Source organism: Mycobacterium sp. 1245805.9 (genome assembly GCF_001672915.1).
In the GTDB taxonomy this organism is placed as follows: Bacteria; Actinomycetota; Actinomycetes; order Mycobacteriales; family Mycobacteriaceae; genus Mycobacterium.
In genome coordinates this window covers 1-23,913 of the sequence record NZ_LZKR01000062.1, presented here as the reverse complement: position 1 = coordinate 23,913, position 23,913 = coordinate 1, and the positions used below count along the sequence as shown (strand labels likewise).

Genomic DNA, 23,913 nt, shown 5'->3' with positions numbered 1-23,913 from the left:
CCCGTACGGCGTGTCGTCGTACAGACACGCACGCTCGCGGGTCTGGCGCTCACTTAGCGCCTGCGGCTCTTCTTGCGCGGCGGAGGCAGCGCGCCCTCGGCGCGCAACCGCGCGGCGTGTTCGGCCAGGGCGTCGACTAGGGGGCCGACGGCGGCGGTGTCGGGCTGGACGTCGACCCGCAGGCCGAACTCGGCCGCGGTCTCGGCCGTCTTGGGCCCGATGCAGGCGATGATGGTGCGCGCGTGTGGCTTGCCGGCGATGCCGACCAGGTTGCGCACGGTCGAGCTGGACGTGAAGCACACCGCGTCGAAGCCGCCCGTCTTGATCATTTCGCGGGTGGCCGCGGGCGGCGGCGCGGCGCGCACCGTCCGGTACGCGGTCACGTCCTCGATCTCCCAGCCGCGCTCGCGCAGGCCCTCGGCCAGCGTCTCGGTGGCGATGTCGGCCCGCGGCAGCAGGACACGGTTCACCGGGTCGAAAATGCTGTCGTAGGGCGGGAAGTCGTCGAGCAGACCGAGCGAGGACTGCTCACCGGCCGGCACCAGCTCGGGGCTGATCCCGAAGGCGCGCACCCGGTCGGCCGTCGACTCGCCGACGCAGGCGATCTTCACGCCGGAGAACGCGCGGGCGTCCAGGCCGAACTCACCGAACTTCTCCCACACCGCACGCACCGCGTTGGTGGAGGTGAACACCACCCACTGGAAGCGGCCGTCGACCAGGCCCTTGACCGCCCGTTCCATCTGGGCGGGGCTGCGCGGCGGCTCGACGGCGATGGTCGGCACCTCGACCGGCAGCGCGCCGTAGGAGGTCAGCCGCTCGCTCATCTCGCCGGCCTGGTCCTTGGTGCGGGGCACCAGCACGGTCCAGCCGTACAGCGCGCGGCTTTCCCACCAGTTCAGCTTCGCCCGGCTGGCCACCGTCTTGCCGATGGTCACCACGAGTGGCCCGGTCAGCGGGCCGGCCGGGTCGCTGCCGCCCAGGACGGCCGGATCGGTCAGGCCACTCAGCGTGGTCTCGACCGAACGCTGCTGGCAGGTGGTGCCTTGCGCGGTCACCACGCAGGGCGTGGCCTCGGCCAGCTCATGGTCGATCAGGGCGCGGGCCGCGTCGGCCAGGTGGGAAGCGGTGGACTGCAGGATCAGCGGGCCGGGAGCCGCGGCCAGCGCATCCCAGTCGACGTCCCCGCGCACGTCGGCGACGGTGTGCGACGAGCCCAGCGGCAGGCCGGCGTAGGTGGGGACGGCGTTGGTGGCGGCCAGGCCGGGCACGATTTCGATGTGCAGGTGGCTGCGCGCGACGGCGTTCACCTCGGTGATGACGGCGTCGAGCGTCAGCGGGTCGCCGGCCACCAGCCGCACCACGTCGACGCCGGCGCGGGCCTCGGCGACCAGCGTCTTGGCCACCTCCGCCGGCTCGCCCAGGGCCGGGCGGACATCGGGTCCGGCGGAAATCACCGCGGGCGCCGCCTGGGCGTGATCGTCCCCGGCCCCGTGGCTGTCGCCTTCGGCGGCCGGGGCGGCCGGGCCCGCCGGCGCCGGGCCGGAGACCGGTGGCAGGTCCTTTCCGATCAGCGCTAGCACAGGCTCGGGCACGTCCGGGTCGGTGAACACCAGGGCGGCGTTGGCCAGCACCGAGGCGGCCCGCGTCGTTAACAGTCCCGGGTCGCCGGGGCCCGAGCCCACGAACGTGATGTGGCCCGGTCTCGGCTTACGCCCTCGCGTCGTCATTGTCGCTCCCAAGTGACTCTCTTCAGTTTCCTTGCGCGGGGTCTTGCGCCCCCCCAATCAGCTCCCGCGCGCCCAGCTCGAACAGCTCCGCGGCGACCGAAAGCCCCAGCTCTCGTGCCCGACCGGGAGTGCCGACTCCGGACGCCCGGATCACATCCGACCCGTCCAGCGCGGCCACACAGCCACGCAACGACAGCTCTTCGAAGACCCGGCCGTCCTCATCGATGGACTCGACCACCTCGGCGATCGCGCCCACCGGTGCGGAGCAACCCGCCTCCAGTTCGGCCAGCAAGGCTCGCTCCGCGGTGACCGCCGCGCGCGTGTCGGCGTCGTCCAGCTCCGCCAGCACCGCCGCCAGTTCGTCACCAGCGCGGCATTCGACGGCGAGCGCGCCCTGAGCCGGTGCTGGCAACATCTGCACCGGCTCTAGCGTCTCGGTGACATCGTCGAGGCGGCCCAGCCGGGCGAGACCGGCCCGGGCCACCACGATCGCGTCAAGATCACCACTGCTTACCCTGTTCAACCTGGTATCTAGGTTGCCTCGTAGGGGGCGGATTTCCAAACCGAGACCCAATGCTCTAAGCTGTGCGGCCCGCCGCGGCGACGAGGTCCCCACCAGCGAACCCGCTGGCAACTCCCCCAGCACCAGCCCGTCCCGGGCGACGAGCGCGTCGCGGGGGTCGTTGCGCGGGGGGATCGCCGCGATGGTGAACCTCGGGTCGTCGGCGGTGGGCAAATCCTTGTGCGAGTGCACCGCGGCGTCGACGCGGCCGTCGTCGATGGCCTCCCGCAGCGCGGTGGTGAACGCCCCCACACCCAGGCTCTGGATCGGCGCCGACGACCGGTCGCCCGCCGTCGTGATGGTCACCAGTTCCGCGGGGTGGCCGTTGGCGATCAAGGCGTCCCTGACGACGCCGGCCTGGGTGGTGGCCAACAGGCTGCCCCGGGTGCCTATCCGGATCACGTGCGCCAATCGGCTACTCGGCGGACTGTTTCGGCATGCCGGCATCGAAATCGCTTGGCATCACGGGTAATTCGCCGGCGGCGACGGCATCCACAGCGGTCTGGTCGAGTTCGAAGAGTTCGCGCAGGGCCTCGGCGTAGCTGTCGCCGCCGGGCGCGCTGGCGAGCTGCTTGATCCGCACGGTCGGGGCGTGCAGCAGCTTGTCCACCACCCGCCGCACGGTGCGGGCCACCTCCTCGCGATGGGCGCTCTCCAGGCCGGGCAGCCGGTTGTCGAGGCGCAGCAGCTCGGCTTCGACGACGTCGGCGGCCCGCTGGCGCAGCGCCGTCACGGTCGGGGTGACCTCGGCCATCCGCTGTCCGGCCAGGTAGCTGGCGACTTCGGCCGCCACGATGTGGCGCGCGGCGTCGACGTCGGAGGCCGCGGCATGCGCCGACGGCTCGTGTTGCACGCGTTCCACGTCGACGACCCAGACGCCGGGCAGCCCGGCCACCGCGGGGTCGACGTCGCGGGGCATGCCCAGATCGCAGATCACCAGCGGATGGTTGGTCTCGTCGCGGCGGGCGGTGGCCAGCGCGTGGTGCACGTCGGCCAGCGAGACGACGGGGCTGACCGCGCCCGTGCAGCTGACCACGACGTCAGCGTCCGCGATCGCGTCGGCCAGCCGGTCAAGGGTCAGCGCCTCGGCGCGCACCCCGGACTCGCGGATCTTGCGGGCCAGCCGCTGCCCCCGCGATGCCGACCGGTTGAGCACCAGGACGCGGTCGATGCCGGCCCGGGTGAGGTGGGCGGAGGACAGCGCGCCCATCGCCCCGGCGCCGATGACCGCGGCGGTCTTGCCCGCCAGCCCGCCGAGCCGGCGTTCGGCCATGGCCAGCGCGACCGACACCACCGAGGCGCCGGCGGCGTCGATGGCGGTTTCGGAATGCACTCGCTTGCCGACCGACAGCGCCCGCTGGGCCAGCTCGTGCAGCACCCGGCCGACCGTGCGGTTGGCCTCGGCGGCGGCATAGGCGCGGCGCACCTGGCCGAGCACCTGCTGCTCGCCGATCACGGCCGAATCCAGGCCGCTGGCCACGGCAAAGAGGTGTTCGACGGCGGCCTCGCTGTAGCGGACGTAGGCGTATTTGGTCAGATCACCCATCGACATGCCGGAGTGTTCGGACAGCACCTGCCCGACCACCGCCAACCCGCCGTGGAACGCGTCGACGACGGCGTACACCTCGACGCGGTTGCAGGTCGAGAGCACCATCGCCTCGGTCACCAGCGGCGACTGCAACACCCGGTCGACGATCTTGACCTGATCGGCTTCGTCGATGCTTAGTTGCTCCAGGACGGAGACCGGCGCACTGCGGTGCGAAACCCCGAAGAGCAAGACGCTCACGGCAGCATCACCTGGCCAGCTCCCTTGCTTCCTCCAGTAACTGAACTGGTGTCCACGGTAAACGTTAATCAGCTGGGCTACCAAATGAATGGTCGCGTGGCTACCGACCGAGATCGGCCCGCAACCGGGGCTCGTCGACCTCCCAATAGCTGTGCTCGCGCCCGTCCAGCAGGATCACCGGCAGCCGGTCGCCGAACTCCGCCCGCAACGCCGGGTTGCCCGCCGCCGCGGCGGCGTCGACGTCGGTCGCGGCCAGCTCGAAGCCCAGCTCGGCCGCCAGTTCCTCCAGCCGCGCGTGCACCTTCGCGCAGATGGTGCAGCCGTCGCGGGTCAGCAGCTCCACACGTCGCCGGGTCATGGGCACCAGTGTGCCTAGTGAATTGTGGGGCCGAGCGTTCCGGGTGAATTGTCGGACCGCCCCAAATTCACTAGCGTGCCGGTATGGGCGCTGAGGGGACGCTCCACGTCGATTCCATGGTGATGCGGGAGTTTGCCGCCTCCGTTGGCGGCGCTGCCGAGCATCTGATGGCTCAGCTGGAGCAGCTTGACGATCAGGTGGGTCAGATGTTGGGCGGCTGGCGCGGGGCATCGGGGACCGCGTACGGGTCGGCATGGGAGCTCTGGCACAAGGGCGCCAGCGAGGTGCACACGGGCCTGGCAATATTGGCGCACCTGGTGGGTCAGGCCGGCGGCGTTTACGAGCAGAACGAGGCGAAGGGCGCCCAGGAGATGCGCGGGGTTTACCGTGGCTGAGGCGTTCCGCGTGGATCCCGAAGCGTTGGCCGACGCGGTCCAGCGGATGACCGAATTTCAGCGCCAGGCCGAAGAGATGCTCGCCGAAATCGATTCGCGGGCAAAGCGTTTGCACGCGGCCTGGACCGGGGAAGGCGCGGCGGCTCACGCCGAGGCCCATCAGCATTGGGCCCGCGGCGAGGCAATGATGCGTGAGGCGCTGGGTCAGCTGCGCGCGGCTGGGGAGACCGCCCACCGCAACTACACCGGCGCCATGGCACAGAACCTGTCTATGTGGTCCTAGGCGATGGCGCCGCTGGCAGTCGACCCCGCGGCCCTCGACAGCGCGGGCGCCGAGGTGGTCACCGCCGGCGAGGGTTTGGGCTCGGTGATCTCCACCCTGACCGCGGCGCTGTCGGGGTGCGCCGGGATGGCCGGCGACGACCCCGTCGGGGCAAGGCTTGGCCACAGCTATGACGGTTCGGCGGCCAAGCTCATCGAGGCGATGGTCGCCACCCGAAACGGCTTATGCAGCCTCGGCGACGGCGTGCGGATGTCCGCGCACAACTACTCCGTGGCCGAAGCGATGTCCAATGTCGCCGGCGGTGGCGGTCCGCTTCCCACGCCGGCGGTGACGGAGCCGATGGCGGCCGGCTCTGCGCCGTCATCGGTCGGGCACGGCACCGGTGCCCCCGCGGGCTGGGGGTGGGTGGCCCCATACATCGGGATGATCTGGCCGACCGGGGATTCGGCGAAATTGCGCGCCGCCGCCGCGGCGTGGAGCGCGGCGGGCACACGATTCGCGCTCGCCGAAATCCTGGGGACGGGCGGTCCGATGGGAGCGATTCGCGCCCAACAGATCCCGGAAGGCGCGGCCATCGATCGCGCGTTCACCGACGCCTTCAGCAGCACCACCAGCGTCGTGCAGCAGTGTCAGCAGATCGCGGCCCAGCTCAACAGCTATGCGGCGAAAGTCGACCAGGTACACGCGGCGATCCTGGATCTGTTGGCCCGCATCTGCGACCCGTTGACCGGAATCAAAGAGGTCTGGGAATTTCTGACCGACGAAGACGAGGACGAGATCCGGAAGATCGCCAACGACATTCGCACGGTGGTCGACGACTTCGGCGCCGAGGCCAGCGCGCTGCGCTCCGAGATCGCTTCCACGTTGGCGGCGGCCACCACGATCGTCACCGACATGGGCCGCCACGCCGCGCGGGAGTGGGATCAGTTCCTGCACGGCACGGATGTGGGGCGGGCCGTCAACCAAGTCGGGCAGTACGCCAAGGGCGCATGGTCGGAAGCCGGCGGAATGCTCAAGGGCATCTGGGACATCAGCACCTTCCGGATGATGTTCGACCCGATCGGTTACGGCAGGGACATGGCCAGTGAGTTCAAGGGCGCCCTGCCGCTCGTCGGTCTCGGCGGCGAACACGCACCCAGCGTCGGGGAGTCGTGGAAACAGCTCGGCAAGGGCCTCGCTCACTGGGACGAGTGGAGCAAGAACCCAGCCGAGGCCGCCGGCAGATCTGTATTCGACGTCGTCACGCTGGCCCTACCGGGCGGCCCACTCTCAAAGCTGGGCAAGATGGGCCGCACCGCCGCCGATGCGCTCAGGGGTTTGAAGCCGCCGCCGGAGCTTCCCAAACCGCCGTCGTTCGAGCCGCCGAAGCCGCCGGTCGAGCCACCGCCTGCACCCAGGCCGCCGGAATCGGGAAACCCCGCACCCGCGCCCAAGCCGGCGCCAGGGCCCGCCAATGGCCCACTGCCGCACAGCCCGACGGAATCCAAGCCGCCGATCGTCGAGAAGCCCCCCGCCGGGGAGCCGCCCAAACCTGTCGCGATCCCACCGGAGTCCCCGGGCAAGCCGCCGGTGTCCGCGCCGGCAGAACAAGCACCGCTCGCCCACTCGAAACCGCCTGAGCCCGTTCATGTTCCGACCTCACCCGTGGGCGAGCCAGCCGAACCAGTTCCCAGTGCGGCGCACCCGCCAACATCCGCACCGATGGCTCCGCCGACTGAAGCAGCCCCGCACCTGCCGGCCCCCACCTCGCCAGGCGGCGTCCCGGCGGAAACTCCGGCGCCTCACGGCGGGGTGCCCCAAGACGGACAACCTGGCATTCACCCATCCAAACCACACCATCCGCCTGATGGCGAGCATCATGGCCACCACGGAGATCGCGCCGATCACCACAGCGGTGATCACGATCCGCCCAGTGATGGGGGCGGCTCGCACGGGTCGCATCCGACGGGGGGCGACTACCGTCCGAGCGAAGTAGCGATGGAGGCCGCGCAAAGAGTGTTTGACCGTGCCTCCATAGCCGAGCCGGAGATTTCACGGGCCGTGGTTGATGCTGTTCGCGATACTGGAGGACACTTAGAACGGTTCGAATCGCGGCTGAAGCAGATCGACTCGCTTGCGCGCAAACTGGATGGCGAATTGTCAGACGTTTCGCCTTCCAATTTCGAGACGATCGAAGCTACAGAAAATGCTCTTAGGGATTCCGTTCGATATACTGCAGTAGTTCCGGATCAAGGCTATTGGCGCTACGGCGACCGCATAATCGAAGCCTTGGAAGAGCGCGGGTTTACTTTGGAGAAGGATCCTGGCGGGTGGAATGTGCCCGACGTATATCGAGGGCGAAACCTTGCGTTTCAGACGCCTGATGGCCTGAAGTTCGAAGTGCAAATCCACACGGCTGACAGTCTGTCGGCCGCCGAAGAAACGCATCTTTTGTATGAAGAGCAACGGTTGCCCACGACCTCGCTGCAACGCAGAGAAGAACTAGAATCGCTGCAGGCCGAAATATTCAACAATGTGCCGATTCCGGAGGGCACGCCGCTCATATGGAAGGATCCGTAATGCGATATGCGATGAAGACCGAGAGCAGTTTTCCACCGCTGCTCGCCCGTCTGACCGAAGACAACGCAGCCGAGCTGTATTTATCGGTGCCGAAGAAATGGATTCCGATCGGTTACCCGGTTAAGGCAGAGATAATGTTCACGGGCGAGTGGGACCCCGTGCGATCCGAAGACGTTGCCGCGGTGATCGAGCAACTAGCGAGCAGCCATCGCCATGACCGCGACCGATTCTGGTTGGTGTCACGCAACCCCGACGCTCCGCATGTGATCGTGCGTTCCTACGCCGATGGCCCTCTCGAGAGTTACGTACTGGGCAGACGGCAATGGGTGGCGCTGCCCGACGACGATCCACTTGTCGGGGCCGATCGAGGCGACTGGGACGAAATGCTTCTCAGGGAAACCGGCGTGGTGCGCCAATGTTTGGAGGATGAGTGGCACCAGCGGCACGCGTCTCCGAATTCGCATGCCCGTCGTCACTAAACTCTTGGCTGCCCATGGTGTTGCGCTGGCCCGTACATACCGAGACCGCTCCGCTTCGGCGCGCTAGGAAGTTTCTGAATGATCGATGACTTCGTAACCAGGGCGAGAATGCTGGCCGAACGTGCGCACGCCGGCCAAGTCGACAAGGCCGGCTTCCCCTACATCGGCCATCTTGAGCGTGTAGCCGGCTACGTCGACCCTAGCGACCCTCTCGCACAGACCGCAGCTCTGCTGCACGACAGCATCGAGGACACCTCACTCACGTCATATGATCTCGCCGACCACGGCATCCCGGCGCCGGCGATTGAGGCCATCGAGCTTCTGACGCGCCGCCCAGATCAAAACGCCGAGGACTACTACCAGGCAGTCCGGGAGAATGCCCTGGCGCGTGAGGTGAAACTGGCCGACCTGGCAGACAACTCCGACCCAGCCCGCCTGGCACTGTTACCCGACGCGCTGCATGCTCGCCTAACCCGCAAATATTCCGCGGCGTATCGCGCGCTCGGAGCCTGTGTCGACGACGGGGACCTCCGGCGCGCCAGGGCTCACGGCGTGCAAGAGCCGGGGTAAAAACAAGCCGCGGACGCGTCGAACTCAAAGCCGCGAACCTTTACCGAACACCGCGCGCGCGGCGGAACGGTTCCACACCGCACATCCGAGGCGTAAAGCTCGCCACAACATCTGCCGGATAGGGTTGGTATTGGGCACCCACTGGGTCGCCAAGCAAGACAGCGATCTAGGAGGTTTGGCGATGACTTCCTCTGAGTCGGGCGGCGCCGAGCACACCGGCCGCTCCGACCTGGATTCGCTGATCGACAACGCGAGCGCCGAACGCGCGCTCGAGGACCTGCAGGCCGCTAGCGCCACCGACGAGGGCCGTCCGCAGCCGCCGATCGACCTGACCGCGGCCGCGTTCTTCGACGTGGACAACACCCTGGTCCAGGGCTCGTCGGCCGTACATTTCGGCCGCGGGTTGGCCGCCCGCAACTACTTCACCTACCGCGATGTGCTCGGATTCATCTACGCCCAGGCCAAGTTTCAGTGGCTGGGCAAGGAGAACAGCAACGACGTCGCCGCCGGCCGGCGCAAGGCGCTCGCCTTCATCGAGGGCCGCTCCGTCGAGCAGCTGGTCACGTTGGGCGAGGAGATCTACGACGAGATCATCGCCGACAAGATCTGGCCGGGCACCCGCGAGCTCACCCAGATGCACCTCGACGCCGGCCAGCAGGTGTGGCTGATCACCGCCACGCCGTACGAGCTCGCGGCGACCATCGCCCGGCGGCTCGGACTGACCGGCGCGCTCGGGACCGTCGCCGAATCGGTCGACGGCGTCTTCACCGGCAGGCTGGTCGGCGAGATCCTGCACGGCACCGGCAAGGCACACGCCGTGCGCTCACTGGCGATCCGCGAGGGCCTCAACCTCAAACGCTGTACCGCGTACTCGGACAGCTACAACGACGTACCGATGTTGTCGCTGGTGGGCACCGCGGTGGCGATCAATCCCGACGCCCGCCTGCGGGCGCTGGCCCGCGAACGGGGCTGGGAGATCCGCGACTTCCGGACCGCGCGCAAGGCGGCCCGGATCGGGGTGCCGTCGGCGCTGGCCCTGGGCGCTGCCGGCGGCGCGCTGGCGGCAGTGGCATCCCGGCGCCAATCGCGCTGATAGGCTGCGCCGCTAGACGTAATCGAGCGGGGAGCAAAGAGCGGCATGACAGTCCCAGAATCGGCCCAAGGGCTCATCGGCAGCCATTACCGGGCACCGGACTATTTCCTGGTCGGACGCGAGAAGATCCGCGAGTTCGCGCGGTCGATCAAGGACGAGCATCCGACGCACTTCGACGAGTCCGATGCCGCGGCCGCCGGATACCCCGCGCTGGTGGCGCCGCTGACCTTCCTGGCGATCGCCGGGCGGCGCGTGCAGCTGGAGATCTTCACCAAGTTCAACATCCCGATCAACATCGCCCGGGTTTTCCACCGCGATCAGAAGTTTCGCTTCCACCGGCCGATCCTGGCCGGCGACAAGCTGTACTTCGACACCTATCTAGACTCGGTCCTGGAGTCCCACGGCACCGTGCTCGCCGAAATCCGCAGCGAAGTCACAGACGCAGAGGGGAAACCGGTCGTCACTAGCGTCGTTACGATGCTGGGGGAAGCCGCACACCAGGACGCTGGCGCTGAAGAAACCGTCGCCGCGGTCGCATCCATATCAGCCGGAAAGTAGGGTCGATTTCCATGTCACAGGATGAATCGGGTGGCACGCAGCTGAAGCCGCCGGTCGAAGCAGTCCGATCCCACTACGACAAATCCAACGAGTTCTTCAAGCTTTGGCTTGACCCGTCGATGACCTACAGCTGCGCCTATTTCGAAGAGCGCCCGAACATGACGCTGGAAGAGGCGCAGTACGCCAAGCGCAAGCTCGCGCTGGACAAGCTCAACCTCGAGCCGGGCATGACGCTGCTCGACATCGGCTGCGGCTGGGGATCCACCATGCGCCACGCGGTCGCCGAGTACGACGTCAACGTAATCGGTTTGACGCTCAGCGAAAACCAGTACGCCCACGACAAGGCCAAGTTCGAGGAGATGGACAGCCCGCGGCGCAAGGAGGTCCGGATCCAGGGCTGGGAGGAGTTCGACGAGCCGGTGGACCGCATCGTGTCACTGGGCGCCTTCGAGCACTTCGCCGACGGCGCCGGCGACGCCGGGTTCGAGCGCTACGACACGTTTTTCAAGAAGTTCTACAGCCTGACGCCCGACGACGGCCGGATGCTGCTGCACACGATCATCGTGCCCAGCGCCGAGGAGGCCAAGGAGCTCGGCCTCACGGCGCCGATGAGCCTGCTGCGCTTCATCAAGTTCATCCTGACCGAGATCTTCCCGGGCGGCCGGCTGCCGCAGATCCCGCAGATCGACCACTACTCGTCCAACGCGGGCTGGAAGGTCGAGCGCTATCACCGGATCGGCAAGAACTACGTGCCGACGCTGACCACGTGGGCCGACGCGCTCGAGGCGCACAAGGAAGAGGCGATCGCCCTGAAGGGCCAGGAGACCTACGACATCTACATGCACTACCTGAGGGGCTGCGCGGACCTGTTCCGCGACCGCTACACGGACGTCTGCCAGTTCACCCTGGTCAAGTAAGCGACGGGCGCTAGCCGAAGAAGATGTTGCGGCGGCCGGCCAACAACCGGTACAGCGTCTGCTGGATCGTCTCGCGCACCTGGTCGGTCAGCTCGAAGGTGACCATCGGGTCCTCGGCGTCGGATGCGGCGTAGTCGTTGGTGTAGATCGGTTCGCCGAACGCGATGCGCCACTTCGACGGCAGCGGCACCAGGCCCGCGGGCCCGGCCAACGGGAACAGCGGGGTGATCGGGAAATAGGGCAGCCCGAACAGCCGCGCCAGCAGCTTGACGTCGGTGAGCATCGGGTAGATCTCTTCGGAGCCGATGATCGAGCACGGGATGATGGGGGCCTTGGTGCGCAGCGCGGCGGTCACGAAGCCGCCGCGGCCGAACCGCTGCAACCGATAGCGGTCCTCGAAGCGCTTGCCCAGCCCCTTGTAGCCCTCCGGGAACACGGCGGTGAGCTCCCCCGCCGCCAGCAGGCGGTGCGCGTCCGTCGTGCAGGCCATGGTATGGCCCGCCTTGCGGGCGGCCTCGCCGACGACGGGCAGGTCGAACACCATGTCGGCGGCCAGCAGCCGCAGGTCTCGCTGCGCCGGATGTTCGTCGTGCACGGCCACCGACAGCATCAGCCCGTCGAACGGCAACACCCCGGCGTGGTTGGCCACCACCAGCGCGGCGCCCTCGCTCGGCAGGTTCTCGATGCCACTCACCTCGACCCGGAACCAGGACCGGAAGAAGAACCTCAGCAAAGGCCGAACGATGGCGCTGTTGAAGTGGGGATCGAATCCGAATTCGTCGACGGTGTAGTCGCCGGTGATCCGCTGCCGCAGGAAGCCGGCGACCGCGGCGACCCGTTGCGCAAGCTCGTTGAGCGGCGCGTCGGACGTTGACGTCGCACTCGCCGCGCGGCGGTGTTCGTCGATTTCGCGGACGACCGCGGCGATTTGTTCGGCAGACGCGCGGCCCCGCGGATCGGTGAGCATCGAGGGGTGCTGACGGGACGAATCCGTCCTCTGATCGGCTCTCCGGCGAGCCGCTACCCGACCCCTATTCGTATGCAGTGGAATGACGTTCGCTCTGGTTTCGCCCGCCACGATACCTACCTGCCCCCACCCCATGGAATTGCATTTCGGCTTCCCCAGCGCTGCGCTAACGCTATGGCGCGACCCTCCAGGGAGCGTACCCGATCAGGGTCGATTATGGGAGTCAAGCCACGGCCGCGGACGTAGTCGTCGAACGCCTCGGCCGTCGTCCATTTCGGCTGGAAGCCGAGCTCCGTGCGCATTCTCGTGGTGTCCATGACGCGGCCGTAACTCAAATAATTGAATTGATCGCGAGTGATTTCGGTATAGCGATTAGCCCGTCTCAGCGAATCCAGGGCCCACACCCCAAAACCCGGTACTGGCACCGGAATTCGGCCCGCCCGGCGGATGGCCTGCGACAGCATGATGATGCCGTCCGCGCCGATGTTGAACGTGCCGGCCTTGCCCGCCATCGCGGCGCGCTCCAGCGCGCCCAGCGCGTCCTGCTCGTGCAGCAGCTGCAATCGCGCGTCCCGGCCGAACATCGTCGGGACCAACGGCCCGGCCAGATAGCGCGACAGCGTCGTGTCCATCGCCGGGCCGATCATGTTGGCCAGCCGCAGAATCGTCACCGCGATGTCGGGGCGGCGCCGGCCCAGCCCGCGCGCGTAGCCCTCGATGTCGAGGCTGTCCTTGGCGAATCCGTCGCGGAAGGGTCGGCGGCTGCTGCTGTCCTCGGTGAACATGACCGGGTCGTGCGCCGTCGACCCGTACACCTCGGAGGTCGACTTCAGCACCACGCGGCGCACCGAGGGCGCCTTCTGACAGGCCGCGAAAAGCTGCATCGCGCCCATCACGTTGATTTCCTTCAGCGCCGCGCTGCCGCCGGCCCGGGGCGCGTAGGACGCGGCCGCGGCGTGCACCACCGTGTCGACGTCGCCGTTGCGAATCACCTTGGCAATGAAGGGATTGCGAATGTCGGCGCGGACGAACTCGGCGCGCCCCATCCGGCGCAGCATGTCCTTGCTGGGGGCGATCGCGTCCACCGCGATGACCCCTTTGATCAACGGGTTCTGGGCGAGCCGCGCGGTCAGGTAGCCGCCCAGAAACCGGCACGCGCCGGTAACCAGCACAACTTTGGGGTAGTGCACGGTGCCGCTCGTGCCGGCACCTTCCCCGCTCGACTGATCCACTCAATCAGCGTAACGGGCTGGCGCGACGACGGCGTTAAGGCGGCGTGACGGTCGACTGGGCTTGCTAGCGCTTACTTGCCGAGTTTTCTGCGCTGCACCCGGGTGCGACGCAGCAGCTTGCGGTGCTTCTTCTTCGACATTCGCTTGCGCCGCTTCTTGATGACTGAACCCATGAACTCCGCTATCTGACCGGGGACTGCTCACATGACCAAAAGACCCCGCCACTTTACCCGGCCCGCAGCACCGAACACCAAACCGGCGACCGCGTGACGTCTTGACGGCCCGCGCGGCAGTCGCAGCTCAGCCCGCGTCGAAGTACGAAGTCTCCAGCATGTCGTGGACGGCCTTGGCGTGCACCCGGAAGGACCGGCCTACCCGGACCGCCGGCAGCTCGCCGTTGTGCACCAGGCGGTACACGGTCATCTTGGAGACGCGCATCAGCGCTGCCACCTCGGCGACGGTAAGAAACTGTGTCCTGGCCTGCTGGCCATCGGCGGAACCGGAGTCCCGCCCCTTAGCAGCGGAATCTCGCGCCGATGGCCCGTTCGTAGACGTCATCGCAACCCAATCGTGTCAGGCTCGCGCAATGCCAGCGGCTTCCCCTCCGCTGGCACCCACACGTGCATACAAAGAGGAGAATAGCGGGACTAGTGGGGTTAATGGTACTGGTGAGGGACAATCAATCCGGAAATCTCAAATTATTCCGATGTAATTCTTAGCTGCTCAGAGCGCTTTTTCGCGGCCTGGACGGCCGCGTCGACGGCCACCCGCAATCCCCCTCGCTCCAGTTCGCGCAGCGCAGCGGCGGTCGTGCCGCCGGGCGAGGTGACCGTCGCGCGCAGCTGCGCCGCCGACGCGTCCGCGCGCATGCCGAGCGGCTCCCCCTCGACGGCGCGCTCGGCATCCATCCGCTCGAGCAGCATGGCCGCCGAACCGGCCATCGTCTGCGCGGTCAGGTCGGAGGCGACCTGGCGGCTCAGACCCGCCGCAACGCCCGCGTCCACCAGAGCCTCGACCATCAGGAAGAAATACGCCGGGCCGGAGCCGGACAGCGCGGTCACGGCGTCCATCTGGGATTCCGGAACGGTGAGCACGCCGCCGACGGAGTCGAACAGCGCCGATACCTCCTCGAGCTGCGGTTCGGTGACGAAGCGGCCCCTGGCCAGCGCGGTTACCCCCGCGCCCACCAACGCCGCCGCGTTCGGCATCGCGCGGACCACCGGCGTCCCGGCCGGCAGCTTGGATTCGAAGTAGGTGATCGTGATGCCGGCGGCGACGGTGACGAACACCTGCTCGGCGCTGTCCGTCTCGGCCGCGCCGGCCGCCTGGACCAGCTCCCCGAGCACCGTCTCGACGTCGGCCGGCTTGACCGCGACGACGATGAACGTCGCGTAGTCCACCGCTTCCGCGACCGACGCCACACGCACCGAATAGGTTTCCGCGAGGTACTTGGCGCGCTCGGGCACTCGCTCGGCCACCACCAGGTCCTTGACCTGGCGGCCGGCGCGCAGCAGGCCCGACAGCAGCGCCTCGCCGATGCTGCCGCCGCCGATGATCGCGATTCTCGCCATGCCCGAAAGCATTCCAGACAGCCGGCGCTAACGAGCGGCGGGCACCATGGCCAGCTGGCGCGTCTGGACCACCAGGCGACCCAGCTGGTCGACGACGATGTGGTCCTCGTCGAACCAGTCGTGCCCGATCTCCACGCAGGTGGCGATGATTCGCAGCCAGCCGTCGGCGGGCAACGCGCGCAGGAAGGCCGTCAGCTGGATGGTGGGCGCCCAGCCGGTGCGGTCCACGGCGAACGTCACCGGCGCCGACACATCCCCGCACATGAGCGCGAACAGCGCGTCCGGGGCCACGTCGCGGGGGCGCGCCCACACCTGGATCACCGGCGGGTGCCCGTCGCGGGGCCGCATCGTTGACAGCAGCGGCCGCACGTCGCAGCCCTCGCCCAGGTGCACCAGGCCGGCCAGCGGGTGGCCCGGGCCGATCGGCTCGACGTCGTCGGGCGGCTCGGGCGCCATCAGGTCCAGGACCGGGTTCGCCGACAGGAGGGGCGCGTGCGAGCCGTCCGGGGGATAGTGCTCGGGCTGGCCCAGGTTGACGACGGCGTGCACCGCGGTGCGCTCGCCCTGCATGAGCTCGACGTCGACGACGCTGACCCGCCGGCCGCGCTTGCGGAAGGAGGTCAGCAGCCGCATGGGCCCGGGGTCCGGCGCCCCCAGGAAGCTCGCGGACACGGCCACCGGTTGGGGCCCGTCGGCGCCCCGGCCGCACGCGGTCCGCGCGGCGTTGGCGCACAGCGCCAGCATCGCGCCACCGTGCACCTTGGGCCCGATGGTCCAGTGCTTGTCCAGCTCGCCCTCGTACATGCCGGGGCCGGCCTCCCGCAACGTCATCGCGGCGGTGAATAACGCGTTCATCTTCTCCTGGGTGGTCTGTCGCGGATCACCGCATCAGGTGGGTGCGCGCGAACTGCAGCGACTCGAGAAGCATGGCTTCCCGCTCGTGCGCCGAACGCGCGCTGGACGTCGACACCTCCAGGATCACGTGGCCGGCGAAGCGGCCGCCGGCCAGCATCTGGCAGACCTCGGCGGTGGGTTGCGTGCCGTGCCCGGGCACCAGGTGCTCGTCGGCGGGCAGGCCGCTGCCGTCGCACAGGTGAAGGTGGGTCAGGCCCTCACCCATCCGCTGGGCCATGTCCAGCGAATCGGTGCCCGCGGTCGCCGTGTGGGAGAGGTCGAGCGTGTAATTCGCGTGGTTGCCGTCCAGCGGGTCGTAGGACGGCGCGAACGCCGAGATCGCCGGGCCCGGTCCGCCGCCCCGCCTGCGCATCCGTTCCAGGGACTGGCCGGCGCCGAAGAACCGGTCGGCCCGAAACGGGAACATGTTCTCCACGGCGACCTTGACGCCGCTGGACGCCTCCAGCGCGGCGACCTGGTCACTGAACCCCTCGGCGTAGCGCCGCTGCCAGCGGAACGGCGGATGCACGACGACGGTCTGGGCGTCGAGTTGTTCGGCGGCCCGCACGCTGCGGTCCAGCTTGGGAATCGGGTTGGCACCCCAGACCCGCTGCGAGATCAGCAGGCAGGGTGCGTGCACGGACAGCACCGGCACGCGATAGCGCTGGGACAGCTTCTTGACCGCGGCGATGTCCTGGCTGACCGATTCGCTCCAGACCATCAGCTCGACGCCGTCGTACCCGAGCCTGGCCGCATACTCGAAGGCGGCCTCGGCCCGCAACGGATAGACCGAGGCCGTCGATAGGCCGACTTTGATGGCTGGGCGCACTGTCGGTGGTGGCGCCTAGCCCGACTGCAACGACAGCACCAACGGTCCCAGGGTGATCAGCGCGCCGACCGCGATGGCGATCAGGCTGCTGGCGATGTCCTCGGTCTTGCGGACCACCCGGACACCGACCACCAGGCCGAGAATGACCAGCACCGTAAGCACCAAAGCCACGATGCTGTTCCAGCGCCACAGCTCGTCGAACGCGACGAATAGCCCGGCGCCGAACGCGACGGCCAGCATCGACTGCAACACGATCAGCGTTCCTCGCCACAGCGACTGCAGCCTGCCGGGCGCCTCATGCGCGGGCTCGGCCTCGATGCCGAGGCGGTCGTCGTCGACCTCTTCTTCGGTGCGCGCGGCGGCGCCCCGCTCGGCACCGCGGCGCCGGGCCACCTCGTCGGCCAGCGTCTGCCCGCCGAACAGCGTGGAGTCCGACTGCAGGTAGGAGCGCACGTAGGCGGAATCTTCGGACGCGGGCTCGGCCTCGCGCACCTCGGAGTCCATCACGTCCACCGGGATGTCGGAGTAGTGGTCGACCGGGTCCGGGCTCATGCCCTCGGCGCCGGACTGCCCGGTCCGGTCGGCGGGCGCGTCGGCGTGCCGCAGGGGTCGCGGGTAGGAGCTGCGCTCGGGTCCGGTCAGCCGTTGCGGCTGGGGCGGTGACTTGGGCCAGCGCGGCTCGGGTTCGGACCAGTACGGGGCTTTCGGCTGCTCCTCGGTGACCGGCTCGGCGGCCCGGACCGTCGTGCTGGCCGGAGGTTCGGGTTCGTCGTCACGGATGACCGGGATCTCGCCGGTGAGCTCGGCGACGGTGACCGCGTCGCTGTCGCCGCGCCGACGGCGGCGCCGCCGGGAGACCGACGGTTCGCCGATCGTTCCATTCCTGGCCAGGAGTTCGGCCACCGAGATCGGCCGAGTGCCAGGGCTCTCGGTCTCGGAGTGTGGTCCGCTCATGATTTGTCGCCCTTCGATCGGTTGGTGTTCCGATCAGCTTTCTGACCTCCAGCATCTCGCACCGAAGTCTCGACGAGTGCAGTTCCGTCAGCCTCACTGTCGAGTTTTCGCAAGATGAGACCCTCCCGCAACGCCCACGGGCAAATGTCCACCGCTTCGATCGACAGCACTCGCATACTCGCCTCGGCCACCAGGGCGCCCGCCACGATCTGGGGTGCCCGCTCGGCGCTCACTCCTTCCAATTCAGCCCGGTCAGCGGTCGTCATCCTAGAGATGAAAGATATGAGTTGTCTGAGGCCGTTTGCTGTCAGCGTCCGCTTCACCCGCGGCCCGGCCGCCGACGGCGCCGCCCCGGTGAGCCGCGCTAGCGAACGAAACGTCTTCGACGTGGCGACCGCGAGATCGGGAGCGCCGGCGTCGAGCACCGTCTCGCAGGCTTCCGCGAGTTCGGCGTCCAGCCAGTCGCGCAGCATCGCCACGCGGCGCCGCCCGGGCGGGTCGTCGGGCAACCATTCGCGGGTCAAGCGCCCCGCGCCCAGCGGCAGCGACAGCGCGACCTCGGGCTCCTCGTCGACGCCGCTGGACATTTCCAGCGAGCCCCCGCCGATGTCGAGGTTGATGATTCGCCCGGCGCTCCACCCGTACCACCGGCGCACCGCCAGGAACGTCAGCCGCGACTCGTCGACGCCGCGCAGCACCTCCAGCTCGACGCCGGCCTCCTTGCGCACCCGCGCCAGCACGTCGTCGGAGTTCTCGGCGTCGCGGACGGCCGATGTGGCGAAGGCCATCAGCTCCTCGCAGCCGGAGCTGTCCGCGATCTTGGCGAACTCCTCGATCGTCGAGACCAACTTGTCGGCGCCGCGCTTGGTGATCTTTCCCGAGCTGTCGATCGACTCCGAGAGGCGCAGGGTGGCCTTCGTCGAACTCATGGGTGTCGGATGCCCACCGCGGTGGGCATCAACCACCAACAGGTGGACTGTGTTGCTGCCCACGTCGAGCACACCTAACCGCACAGAAACAACCTAGTCGGCTGACGATGCGCGCCGCGCAGCGGCGCGAGGTGGAGGCCGGCAATCGGCCTAGTCGGGCTGCTGAGGGTGCGCCGCGGAGGGCGGCCGTGTGTCAGCGGCGTCACCAGGCGGAATCGTGGACTAACGTTGACAAAATGGCGAATTCGCATCCGCGACCGGGTGAGGAGGTCGAGTTGGACTTCGCCCGCGAATGGGTGGAGTTCTACGACCCGGACAACCCCGAGCACCTCATCGCAGCCGACCTGACCTGGCTGCTGTCGCGTTGGACGTGCGTGTTCGGCACCCCGGCATGCCGTGGCACCGTCGAGGGCCGCCCGGACGACGGGTGTTGCTCGCACGGCGCGTTCTTGTCCGACGACGACGACCGCGCCCGGCTCGATGATGCGGTCAAGACGCTGACCGACGACGACTGGCAGCTCCGTGAAAAAGGCTTGGGCCGCAAGGGTTATCTGGAACTCGACGAGCACGACGGCCAGCCCCAGTACCGCACCCGCAAGCACAAGGACGCCTGCATCTTCCTCAACCGGCCGGGCTTCGCCGGCGGCACGGGATGCGCCCTGCACACCAAGGCCCTCAAGCTCGGTGTGGCCCCGCTGACCATGAAGCCCGACGTCTGCTGGCAGCTGCCCATCCGGCGCAGCCAGGAGTGGGTGACCCGGCCCGACGGCACGGAAATCCTCAAAACCTGGGTCACCGAATACGATCGCCGCGGCTGGGGTTCCGGCGGCGCGGACCTGCACTGGTATTGCACCGGCGATCCGGCCGCCCACGTCGGCGCCAAGCAGGTCTGGGAAAGCCTGGCCGACGAGCTCACCGAGCTGCTGGGCGCGAAGGCCTACGCCGAGCTGGCGGCAATGTGCAAGCGCCGCAGCAAGTTAGGGCTGATCGCCGTGCACCCGGCCACCCGGGTCGCCGAGTAGCCCGGAGCCCCGGCTCAGGTCTCGTGAGTTTTCCGGTACGCCAACACCATTCGCAGCGCGCTGGCGTTTAGGTAGCCCTCGACCGCCGCGGCGGCCGCCTCGCCGTCGCGCGCCAGCACCGCGTCGGTGATCGCCCGCAGGTCGGCGGCGGCCGGGGCGGCGTCCTCGTAGGCCGCGGTGAGCTCGTGCTCGCGGCCGCCGAACGCGTGCTCGACCCAGCGGTACATCAGACCCAGCGCGCGGTTGCGGCTGGTGTGGATGAGCACCCGGAAGTAGGCGACGTCGGCGGCCTGCAGCGCCGCGGGCCCGTCGGCGCCGGCCACCGCCGCCAGCGCGGCGCGCAGCGCCCCGGCATCCTCCGGCGCGCCCCGCTGCGCGGCCAACCGCCCGATCAACGGGCCCAGCGCCGCCCGGATCTCCAACAGTTCGGCCAGGAACTCCGGGCCGAGCCTGCGGACCAGCGCCTCCACGACCGCGGGATGGGTGAGCGCCTCGGGGTCGCGCACCACGTTGCCGCTGCCGTGCCGGGCCTCGATGAGACCCATCTGCTGCAGGCGGGCCAGACCCAGTCGCAGCGACGTGCGGTTCACGTTGAGCTGCTCGGCCAGCTCGCGCTCGGGCGGCAGCGTGGATCCGGGCGGGAAGGCGCCGTCGAGGATCGCGTCGGCGATCGTCGCGGCGATCTGTTCATCGACCCGCTGTCGATCCGGCGGCTGCAGCGCACTTGACTGGTTCATTGGCTCAACCAATATAGTGGACGAACCGGGCGCGGGGCAGCAAGCACGCCTGCGCGCCCCAATCGGAGGTGAGCACATGGATGACGAGATGCGATCGGCCACGGCCCCGCGTTGGCGGGGCAAGGCCGGCCGCCTGGAAGTCTGGTACGCCACCCTGTCGGACCCGGTGACGCACGCCGGGCTGTGGATCCACTGCGAGACCGTGGCACCGGTGCACGCGGCGGACGCTCCCTACGCGCACGGCTGGGCGACCTGGTTCCCGCCCGACGGCCCGCCGCGCACCGAACGGTTCGGTCCCGAACCCACGTCGCCGGCGGCGGGAGCGGCCTGGTTCGACGCGGCCGGCGTGCGCGCGTCCCAGGAAAAGCTGGCCGGCAGCGCCGGATCGCTCGCGTGGGACCTGTCGTGGAAGGACGCCGGCACGCCGCTGTGGACGTTCCCCCGCGCTGCCTGGGAGCGCGAGCTGCTGCCCGGCGCGCAGGTGGTCCTGGCGCCCACCGCCGAGTTCGCCGGCTCCTTGACCGTCACCGATGCCGCGGTCCACGTCGACGGCTGGCGCGGGGCCGTCGCCCACATCTACGGGCACGGCAACGCCCGGCGCTGGGGATGGATCCACGCCGACCTCGGCGACGGCGACGTCATGGAGGCGGTTACGGCCGTCTCCCACAAGCCGGGGCTGCGCAGGCTCGCGCCGATGGCGTTCGTCCGCTTCCGCATCGACGGAAAGGATTGGCCCACAGGCCCGTTGCCGTCGCTGCGGGTGCGCACGACGCTGGGCGTGCGGCACTGGCAGCTGGAGGGACGCATCGGGGGTCGGCGGGTGCTCATCCGCGTCGACCAACCACCGGAGAGGTGCGTGAGCCTGGGCTACACGGACCCCGACGGCGCCCGCGCGGTGTGCACGAACACCGAGCAGGCCGACATCCACATCGAAATCGACGACCGGCACTGGTCGGTGCTGGGAACCGGGCATGCCGAGGTCGGGCTGCGCGGCGCCGAGGCACCGGAGATCAACGAAAGGATCCCCACGTGAGCTTTGCCCTCGACCCACCCCTGCTCTTCGCCGCCGGAGTGCTCATCGAGCGCCGAGTTCCGTCGGACCGCCGCGATCTGGCCGAGGCCGCCACGCTCGGAGTCTTCTTCGGCGGCTCGTTCGGGCTCTACAACAACGTGCCCGGCCTCGGCGTGCTGTGGCGCCCCTTCCGCGCCCGCAACGGGCGCGACTTCATGTGGAACAGCGGCGTTTTCGGCGTCGATACCGCTCGGGCGGGCTGGCCGCTGCACGCGGCGGCGGGCGCCATCTTCGCCACCTATCCGTTCTTCATCAAGCTGGGGCGCCGGCTCGGGCGCATCGTATGAGCCGTCTCGCCGCGTCGTTCGGCGCCGCGCTGCTCCCCGAGGAGTTCGGCGGCCCGGCCCCGGCCCAGCTCGTCGAGCGCGTCGACCGCTACCTGAACCGGCTGCCCGCGACCTCCCGGTGGGCCGTGCGGGCCGGACTGCTCTCGGTCGCGGCGGCCAGCTACCTCACCAGCGGGCGCTCACTGTCGCGGCTCGACGCCGGCCAACGGGACCGGGTGCTGCGGCGGGTCGCGGCGCTCGGCCCGGACGCCGGAGCGGCCGTCGAGGCGATGAAGGCGGTCGTGTTGCTCGCCAACGGCGCGGAAACCTATGCACCCGAACTGCTTTCGCGCGCCCAGCGACACGACATCGCACGCCCCGGTGCGGCCCTGACGATCATCCCGTCGACCGAAAGCCGCTCCATCGTCGCCGCCGACGCCGTGGTCGTGGGGGCCGGCGCCGGCGGCGCGATGGTGGCCCGCACCCTGGCCCGGGCGGGCCTCGACACCGTCGTGCTCGAGGAGGGACGCCGCTGGACGGTCGAGGAATTCCGCAGCACCCACCCGATCGACCGCTACGCCGGCCTGTACCGCGGCGCGGGGGCCACCGTTGCGCTGGGCCGCCCGTCGGTGGTGTTGCCCATCGGCCGGGCGGTCGGGGGCACCACGGTGGTGAACTCCGGCACCTGTTACCGCCCGCCGCCCGGCGTGGTGCGGCGCTGGCGCGAGGACTTCGGCCTGCGCCTGGCCGATCCGGACCGGCTGGCCGAGCGCCTCGACGACGTCGAGCGCACGCTGCGGGTGGCGCCGGTGCCGCTGGAGATCATGGGCCGCAACGGGCGGCTGCTGCTGGACGCCGCGACGACGCTGGGCTGGCGGGCGGCGCCGATCCCGCGCAACGCGCCGGGCTGCGAAGGCTGTTGCCAGTGTGCGATCGGCTGCCCGCGAAACGCCAAGTTCGGCGTGCACCTCAACGCGTTACCGCAGGCGTGTGCCGCCGGGGCGCGGATCATCTCGCATGCCCGCGTCGAGCGGGTGCTGCACCGGCACGGTCGCGCCCGAGGCGTGCGGGCCCGCCGCCCCGACGGCACGTCCCTGGACGTCCTCGCGGACACCGTCGTCATCGCCGCCGGCGCCACCGAAACGCCGGGGTTGTTGCGGCGCAGCGGTTTTGGCGCGCACCCGCGCCTCGGCAGAAACCTCGCGCTGCATCCGGCGATGATGCTCGCCGGCCGGTTCGACGACGACGTCGTCGCCTGGCACGGGGTCCTGCAAAGCGCGGCCGTCCACGAGTTTCACGAGTCCCATGGCGTGCTCATCGAAGCGACCTCCACGCCGCCGGGGATGGGCTCGATGGTCTATCCCGGCTACGGCGCCGAGCTGCTCGGCTGGCTGGACCGCGCGCCCCAGGTCGCGACGTTCGGCGCGATGGTGGCCGATCGGGGCGTTGGCTCGGTGTCGTCCGTGCGCGGCGAGACGCTGGTGCGCTACAACCTCGCCCGGGCCGACGCCGCCAAGCTGATGGTTGCGATCGAGGCCATGGGCCGGCTGCTGTTCACCGCGGGCGCCGTCGAGGTGCTGACCGGCCTGCCCGGCGTGCCGGCGGTGACATCGCAGCCCGCGCTGCGCGAGGCGCTGGGCCGAAGCGACGCGCGAGGCCTGCACCTGGCCGCGTTCCACCCCACCGGAACCGCGGCCGCGGGCGCCGACGACCAGCTGTGCCCCGTCGACGAAACCGGGCGGCTGCGCGGCGTGGACGGCGTGTGGGTCGCCGACGCGTCGATCCTGCCCAGCTGCCCGGAGGTGAACCCGCAGCTGTCGATCATGGCGCTGGCGCTGGGCGTAGCCGACGAGGTGGTCGCCGCGCGCTAATTGCGTGTGCATCCAGGGCGCCCTGGACGCACAATCCTCGCCCGGGCTTCACACCCAAACGCCGTCAACGCACACTCGGTGAATGCCGATCCCCGACTTCATCGTTGAGCTTCGTCGCGCCGTCGGCAACGCGCCGTTGTGGTTGCCCGGCATCACGGCGGTCACGATCCGCGACCGAAAAGTGTTGTTGGTCAAGCGTTCCGATAACGGCGCTTGGACGGCGGTGACGGGAATCGTCGAGCCGGGTGAGAATCCGGCGGACTGCGCTGCCCGCGAAGTGAG

General features: G+C 69.2%; 27 protein-coding genes. 13 read left to right on the top strand and 14 right to left on the bottom strand.

The genetic code is table 11. The annotated features are described in order from the left end of the window. Positions 1 to 53 precede the first annotated feature (53 nt). The 4 genes from A9X00_RS09375 to A9X00_RS09360 all read right to left on the bottom strand — a co-directional run bounded on the left by A9X00_RS09375 (position 54) and on the right by A9X00_RS09360 (position 4,433). Positions 54 to 1,727, bottom strand: a complete 1,674-nt coding sequence (locus A9X00_RS09375; protein ID WP_067152229.1) for a uroporphyrinogen-III synthase — start codon at positions 1,725 to 1,727, stop codon at positions 54 to 56. Between the two features lie 22 nt (positions 1,728 to 1,749). Next, positions 1,750 to 2,691, bottom strand: coding sequence for a hydroxymethylbilane synthase (gene hemC / locus A9X00_RS09370; RefSeq protein WP_067152276.1), 942 nt, complete (start codon positions 2,689 to 2,691; stop codon positions 1,750 to 1,752). Positions 2,692 to 2,704: 13 nt separating this feature from the next. Continuing rightward, positions 2,705 to 4,075 carry a glutamyl-tRNA reductase gene (locus A9X00_RS09365; protein WP_067152227.1) on the bottom strand — a complete coding sequence of 457 codons (1,371 nt, stop codon included), beginning with the start codon at positions 4,073 to 4,075 and terminating at the stop codon, positions 2,705 to 2,707. Positions 4,076 to 4,175: 100 nt separating this feature from the next. Beyond that, a complete protein-coding gene (locus A9X00_RS09360) occupies positions 4,176 to 4,433 on the bottom strand; it encodes a glutaredoxin family protein (RefSeq protein ID WP_067152225.1) in 258 nt (85 codons plus the stop codon). A gap of 83 nt (positions 4,434 to 4,516) precedes the next feature. Between A9X00_RS09360 and A9X00_RS09355 the strand changes: the two genes are divergently transcribed. The 8 genes from A9X00_RS09355 (at position 4,517) to cmaA2 (ending at position 11,287) form a co-directional block, all read left to right on the top strand. Next, the gene (locus A9X00_RS09355) at positions 4,517 to 4,828 is read left to right on the top strand and encodes a WXG100 family type VII secretion target (RefSeq protein ID WP_067152223.1); all 312 of its coding nucleotides are present in this window, start codon (positions 4,517 to 4,519) and stop codon (positions 4,826 to 4,828) included. After that, complete coding sequence (locus A9X00_RS09350) at positions 4,821 to 5,111, top strand: WXG100 family type VII secretion target (protein WP_067152221.1); 291 nt, start codon at positions 4,821 to 4,823, stop codon at positions 5,109 to 5,111. The genes A9X00_RS09355 and A9X00_RS09350 overlap by 8 nt, the downstream gene beginning before the upstream one ends. Positions 5,112 to 5,114: 3 nt before the next feature. Then, a complete protein-coding gene (locus A9X00_RS09345; protein ID WP_067152219.1) occupies positions 5,115 to 7,670 on the top strand; it encodes a hypothetical protein in 2,556 nt (851 codons plus the stop codon). Positions 7,671 to 7,681: 11 nt separating this feature from the next. Then, positions 7,682 to 8,149 (top strand): hypothetical protein, encoded by a 468-nt coding sequence (locus A9X00_RS09340; protein WP_156772010.1) that lies wholly within the window; start codon positions 7,682 to 7,684, stop codon positions 8,147 to 8,149. A 78-nt stretch (positions 8,150 to 8,227) separates the two neighbouring features. Next, positions 8,228 to 8,719, top strand: coding sequence for an HD domain-containing protein (locus tag A9X00_RS09335; RefSeq protein ID WP_156772009.1), 492 nt, complete (start codon positions 8,228 to 8,230; stop codon positions 8,717 to 8,719). Positions 8,720 to 8,900: 181 nt separating this feature from the next. Continuing rightward, positions 8,901 to 9,812, top strand: coding sequence for an HAD family phosphatase (locus A9X00_RS09330; RefSeq protein ID WP_067152215.1), 912 nt, complete (start codon positions 8,901 to 8,903; stop codon positions 9,810 to 9,812). 45 nt (positions 9,813 to 9,857) lie between these two features. Continuing rightward, on the top strand, positions 9,858 to 10,370 hold the full coding sequence (locus A9X00_RS09325; protein WP_067152213.1) for a MaoC family dehydratase N-terminal domain-containing protein: 513 nt from the start codon (positions 9,858 to 9,860) through the stop codon (positions 10,368 to 10,370). Positions 10,371 to 10,381: 11 nt separating this feature from the next. After that, positions 10,382 to 11,287, top strand: coding sequence for a cyclopropane mycolic acid synthase CmaA2 (gene cmaA2 / locus A9X00_RS09320; protein WP_067152211.1), 906 nt, complete (start codon positions 10,382 to 10,384; stop codon positions 11,285 to 11,287). 10 nt (positions 11,288 to 11,297) lie between these two features. Here cmaA2 and A9X00_RS09315 read toward each other — a convergent pair whose 3' ends face one another. The 9 genes from A9X00_RS09315 to A9X00_RS09280 all read right to left on the bottom strand — a co-directional run bounded on the left by A9X00_RS09315 (position 11,298) and on the right by A9X00_RS09280 (position 18,747). Continuing rightward, positions 11,298 to 12,389 carry a lysophospholipid acyltransferase family protein gene (locus tag A9X00_RS09315; RefSeq protein WP_067152209.1) on the bottom strand — a complete coding sequence of 364 codons (1,092 nt, stop codon included), beginning with the start codon at positions 12,387 to 12,389 and terminating at the stop codon, positions 11,298 to 11,300. Further along, positions 12,371 to 13,486, bottom strand: coding sequence for an SDR family oxidoreductase (locus A9X00_RS09310; RefSeq protein WP_067152207.1), 1,116 nt, complete (start codon positions 13,484 to 13,486; stop codon positions 12,371 to 12,373). The genes A9X00_RS09315 and A9X00_RS09310 overlap by 19 nt, the downstream gene beginning before the upstream one ends. Before the next feature lie 71 nt (positions 13,487 to 13,557). Continuing rightward, positions 13,558 to 13,659 (bottom strand): 30S ribosomal protein bS22, encoded by a 102-nt coding sequence (locus A9X00_RS29710; RefSeq protein ID WP_003402602.1) that lies wholly within the window; start codon positions 13,657 to 13,659, stop codon positions 13,558 to 13,560. A gap of 127 nt (positions 13,660 to 13,786) precedes the next feature. Further along, entirely contained in the window at positions 13,787 to 14,044 is a 258-nt protein-coding gene (locus A9X00_RS09305; RefSeq protein ID WP_067152205.1) for a cell division/environmental response transcriptional regulator, read from the bottom strand. A 140-nt stretch (positions 14,045 to 14,184) separates the two neighbouring features. Next, positions 14,185 to 15,057 (bottom strand): pyrroline-5-carboxylate reductase, encoded by an 873-nt coding sequence (proC, locus tag A9X00_RS09300; RefSeq protein ID WP_197515110.1) that lies wholly within the window; start codon positions 15,055 to 15,057, stop codon positions 14,185 to 14,187. Positions 15,058 to 15,084: 27 nt separating this feature from the next. Further along, entirely contained in the window at positions 15,085 to 15,912 is an 828-nt protein-coding gene (locus tag A9X00_RS09295) for a thioesterase family protein (RefSeq protein WP_067152201.1), read from the bottom strand. A gap of 25 nt (positions 15,913 to 15,937) precedes the next feature. Further along, positions 15,938 to 16,780 carry a sugar phosphate isomerase/epimerase gene (locus A9X00_RS09290; protein ID WP_067152198.1) on the bottom strand — a complete coding sequence of 281 codons (843 nt, stop codon included), beginning with the start codon at positions 16,778 to 16,780 and terminating at the stop codon, positions 15,938 to 15,940. Between the two features lie 15 nt (positions 16,781 to 16,795). Beyond that, positions 16,796 to 17,734 (bottom strand): hypothetical protein, encoded by a 939-nt coding sequence (locus tag A9X00_RS09285; RefSeq protein ID WP_067152196.1) that lies wholly within the window; start codon positions 17,732 to 17,734, stop codon positions 16,796 to 16,798. Beyond that, positions 17,731 to 18,747, bottom strand: coding sequence for a Ppx/GppA phosphatase family protein (locus tag A9X00_RS09280; RefSeq protein WP_067152194.1), 1,017 nt, complete (start codon positions 18,745 to 18,747; stop codon positions 17,731 to 17,733). Before A9X00_RS09280 ends, A9X00_RS09285 begins: the two co-directional genes overlap by 4 nt. Positions 18,748 to 18,899: 152 nt before the next feature. Between A9X00_RS09280 and A9X00_RS09275 the strand changes: the two genes are divergently transcribed. Further along, the gene (locus A9X00_RS09275) at positions 18,900 to 19,685 is read left to right on the top strand and encodes a hypothetical protein (RefSeq protein ID WP_067152192.1); all 786 of its coding nucleotides are present in this window, start codon (positions 18,900 to 18,902) and stop codon (positions 19,683 to 19,685) included. A gap of 14 nt (positions 19,686 to 19,699) precedes the next feature. Here the strand turns inward: A9X00_RS09275 and A9X00_RS09270 are convergent, their stop codons facing one another. Next, a complete protein-coding gene (locus A9X00_RS09270) occupies positions 19,700 to 20,422 on the bottom strand; it encodes a FadR/GntR family transcriptional regulator (protein ID WP_067152190.1) in 723 nt (240 codons plus the stop codon). A gap of 76 nt (positions 20,423 to 20,498) precedes the next feature. Here A9X00_RS09270 and A9X00_RS09265 point away from each other — a divergent pair, with 76 nt between their 5' ends. The 4 genes from A9X00_RS09265 to A9X00_RS09250 all read left to right on the top strand — a co-directional run. Next, complete coding sequence (locus A9X00_RS09265) at positions 20,499 to 21,455, top strand: hypothetical protein (RefSeq protein WP_067152188.1); 957 nt, start codon at positions 20,499 to 20,501, stop codon at positions 21,453 to 21,455. After that, positions 21,452 to 21,781, top strand: coding sequence for a hypothetical protein (locus A9X00_RS09260; protein WP_067152186.1), 330 nt, complete (start codon positions 21,452 to 21,454; stop codon positions 21,779 to 21,781). Before A9X00_RS09265 ends, A9X00_RS09260 begins: the two co-directional genes overlap by 4 nt. Continuing rightward, positions 21,778 to 23,631, top strand: coding sequence for a GMC family oxidoreductase (locus tag A9X00_RS09255; RefSeq protein ID WP_067152184.1), 1,854 nt, complete (start codon positions 21,778 to 21,780; stop codon positions 23,629 to 23,631). The genes A9X00_RS09260 and A9X00_RS09255 overlap by 4 nt, the downstream gene beginning before the upstream one ends. An 82-nt stretch (positions 23,632 to 23,713) precedes the next feature. Continuing rightward, a partial coding sequence (locus tag A9X00_RS09250) for an NUDIX domain-containing protein (protein WP_156772007.1) occupies positions 23,714 to 23,913 on the top strand: 200 nt, incomplete at its 3' end.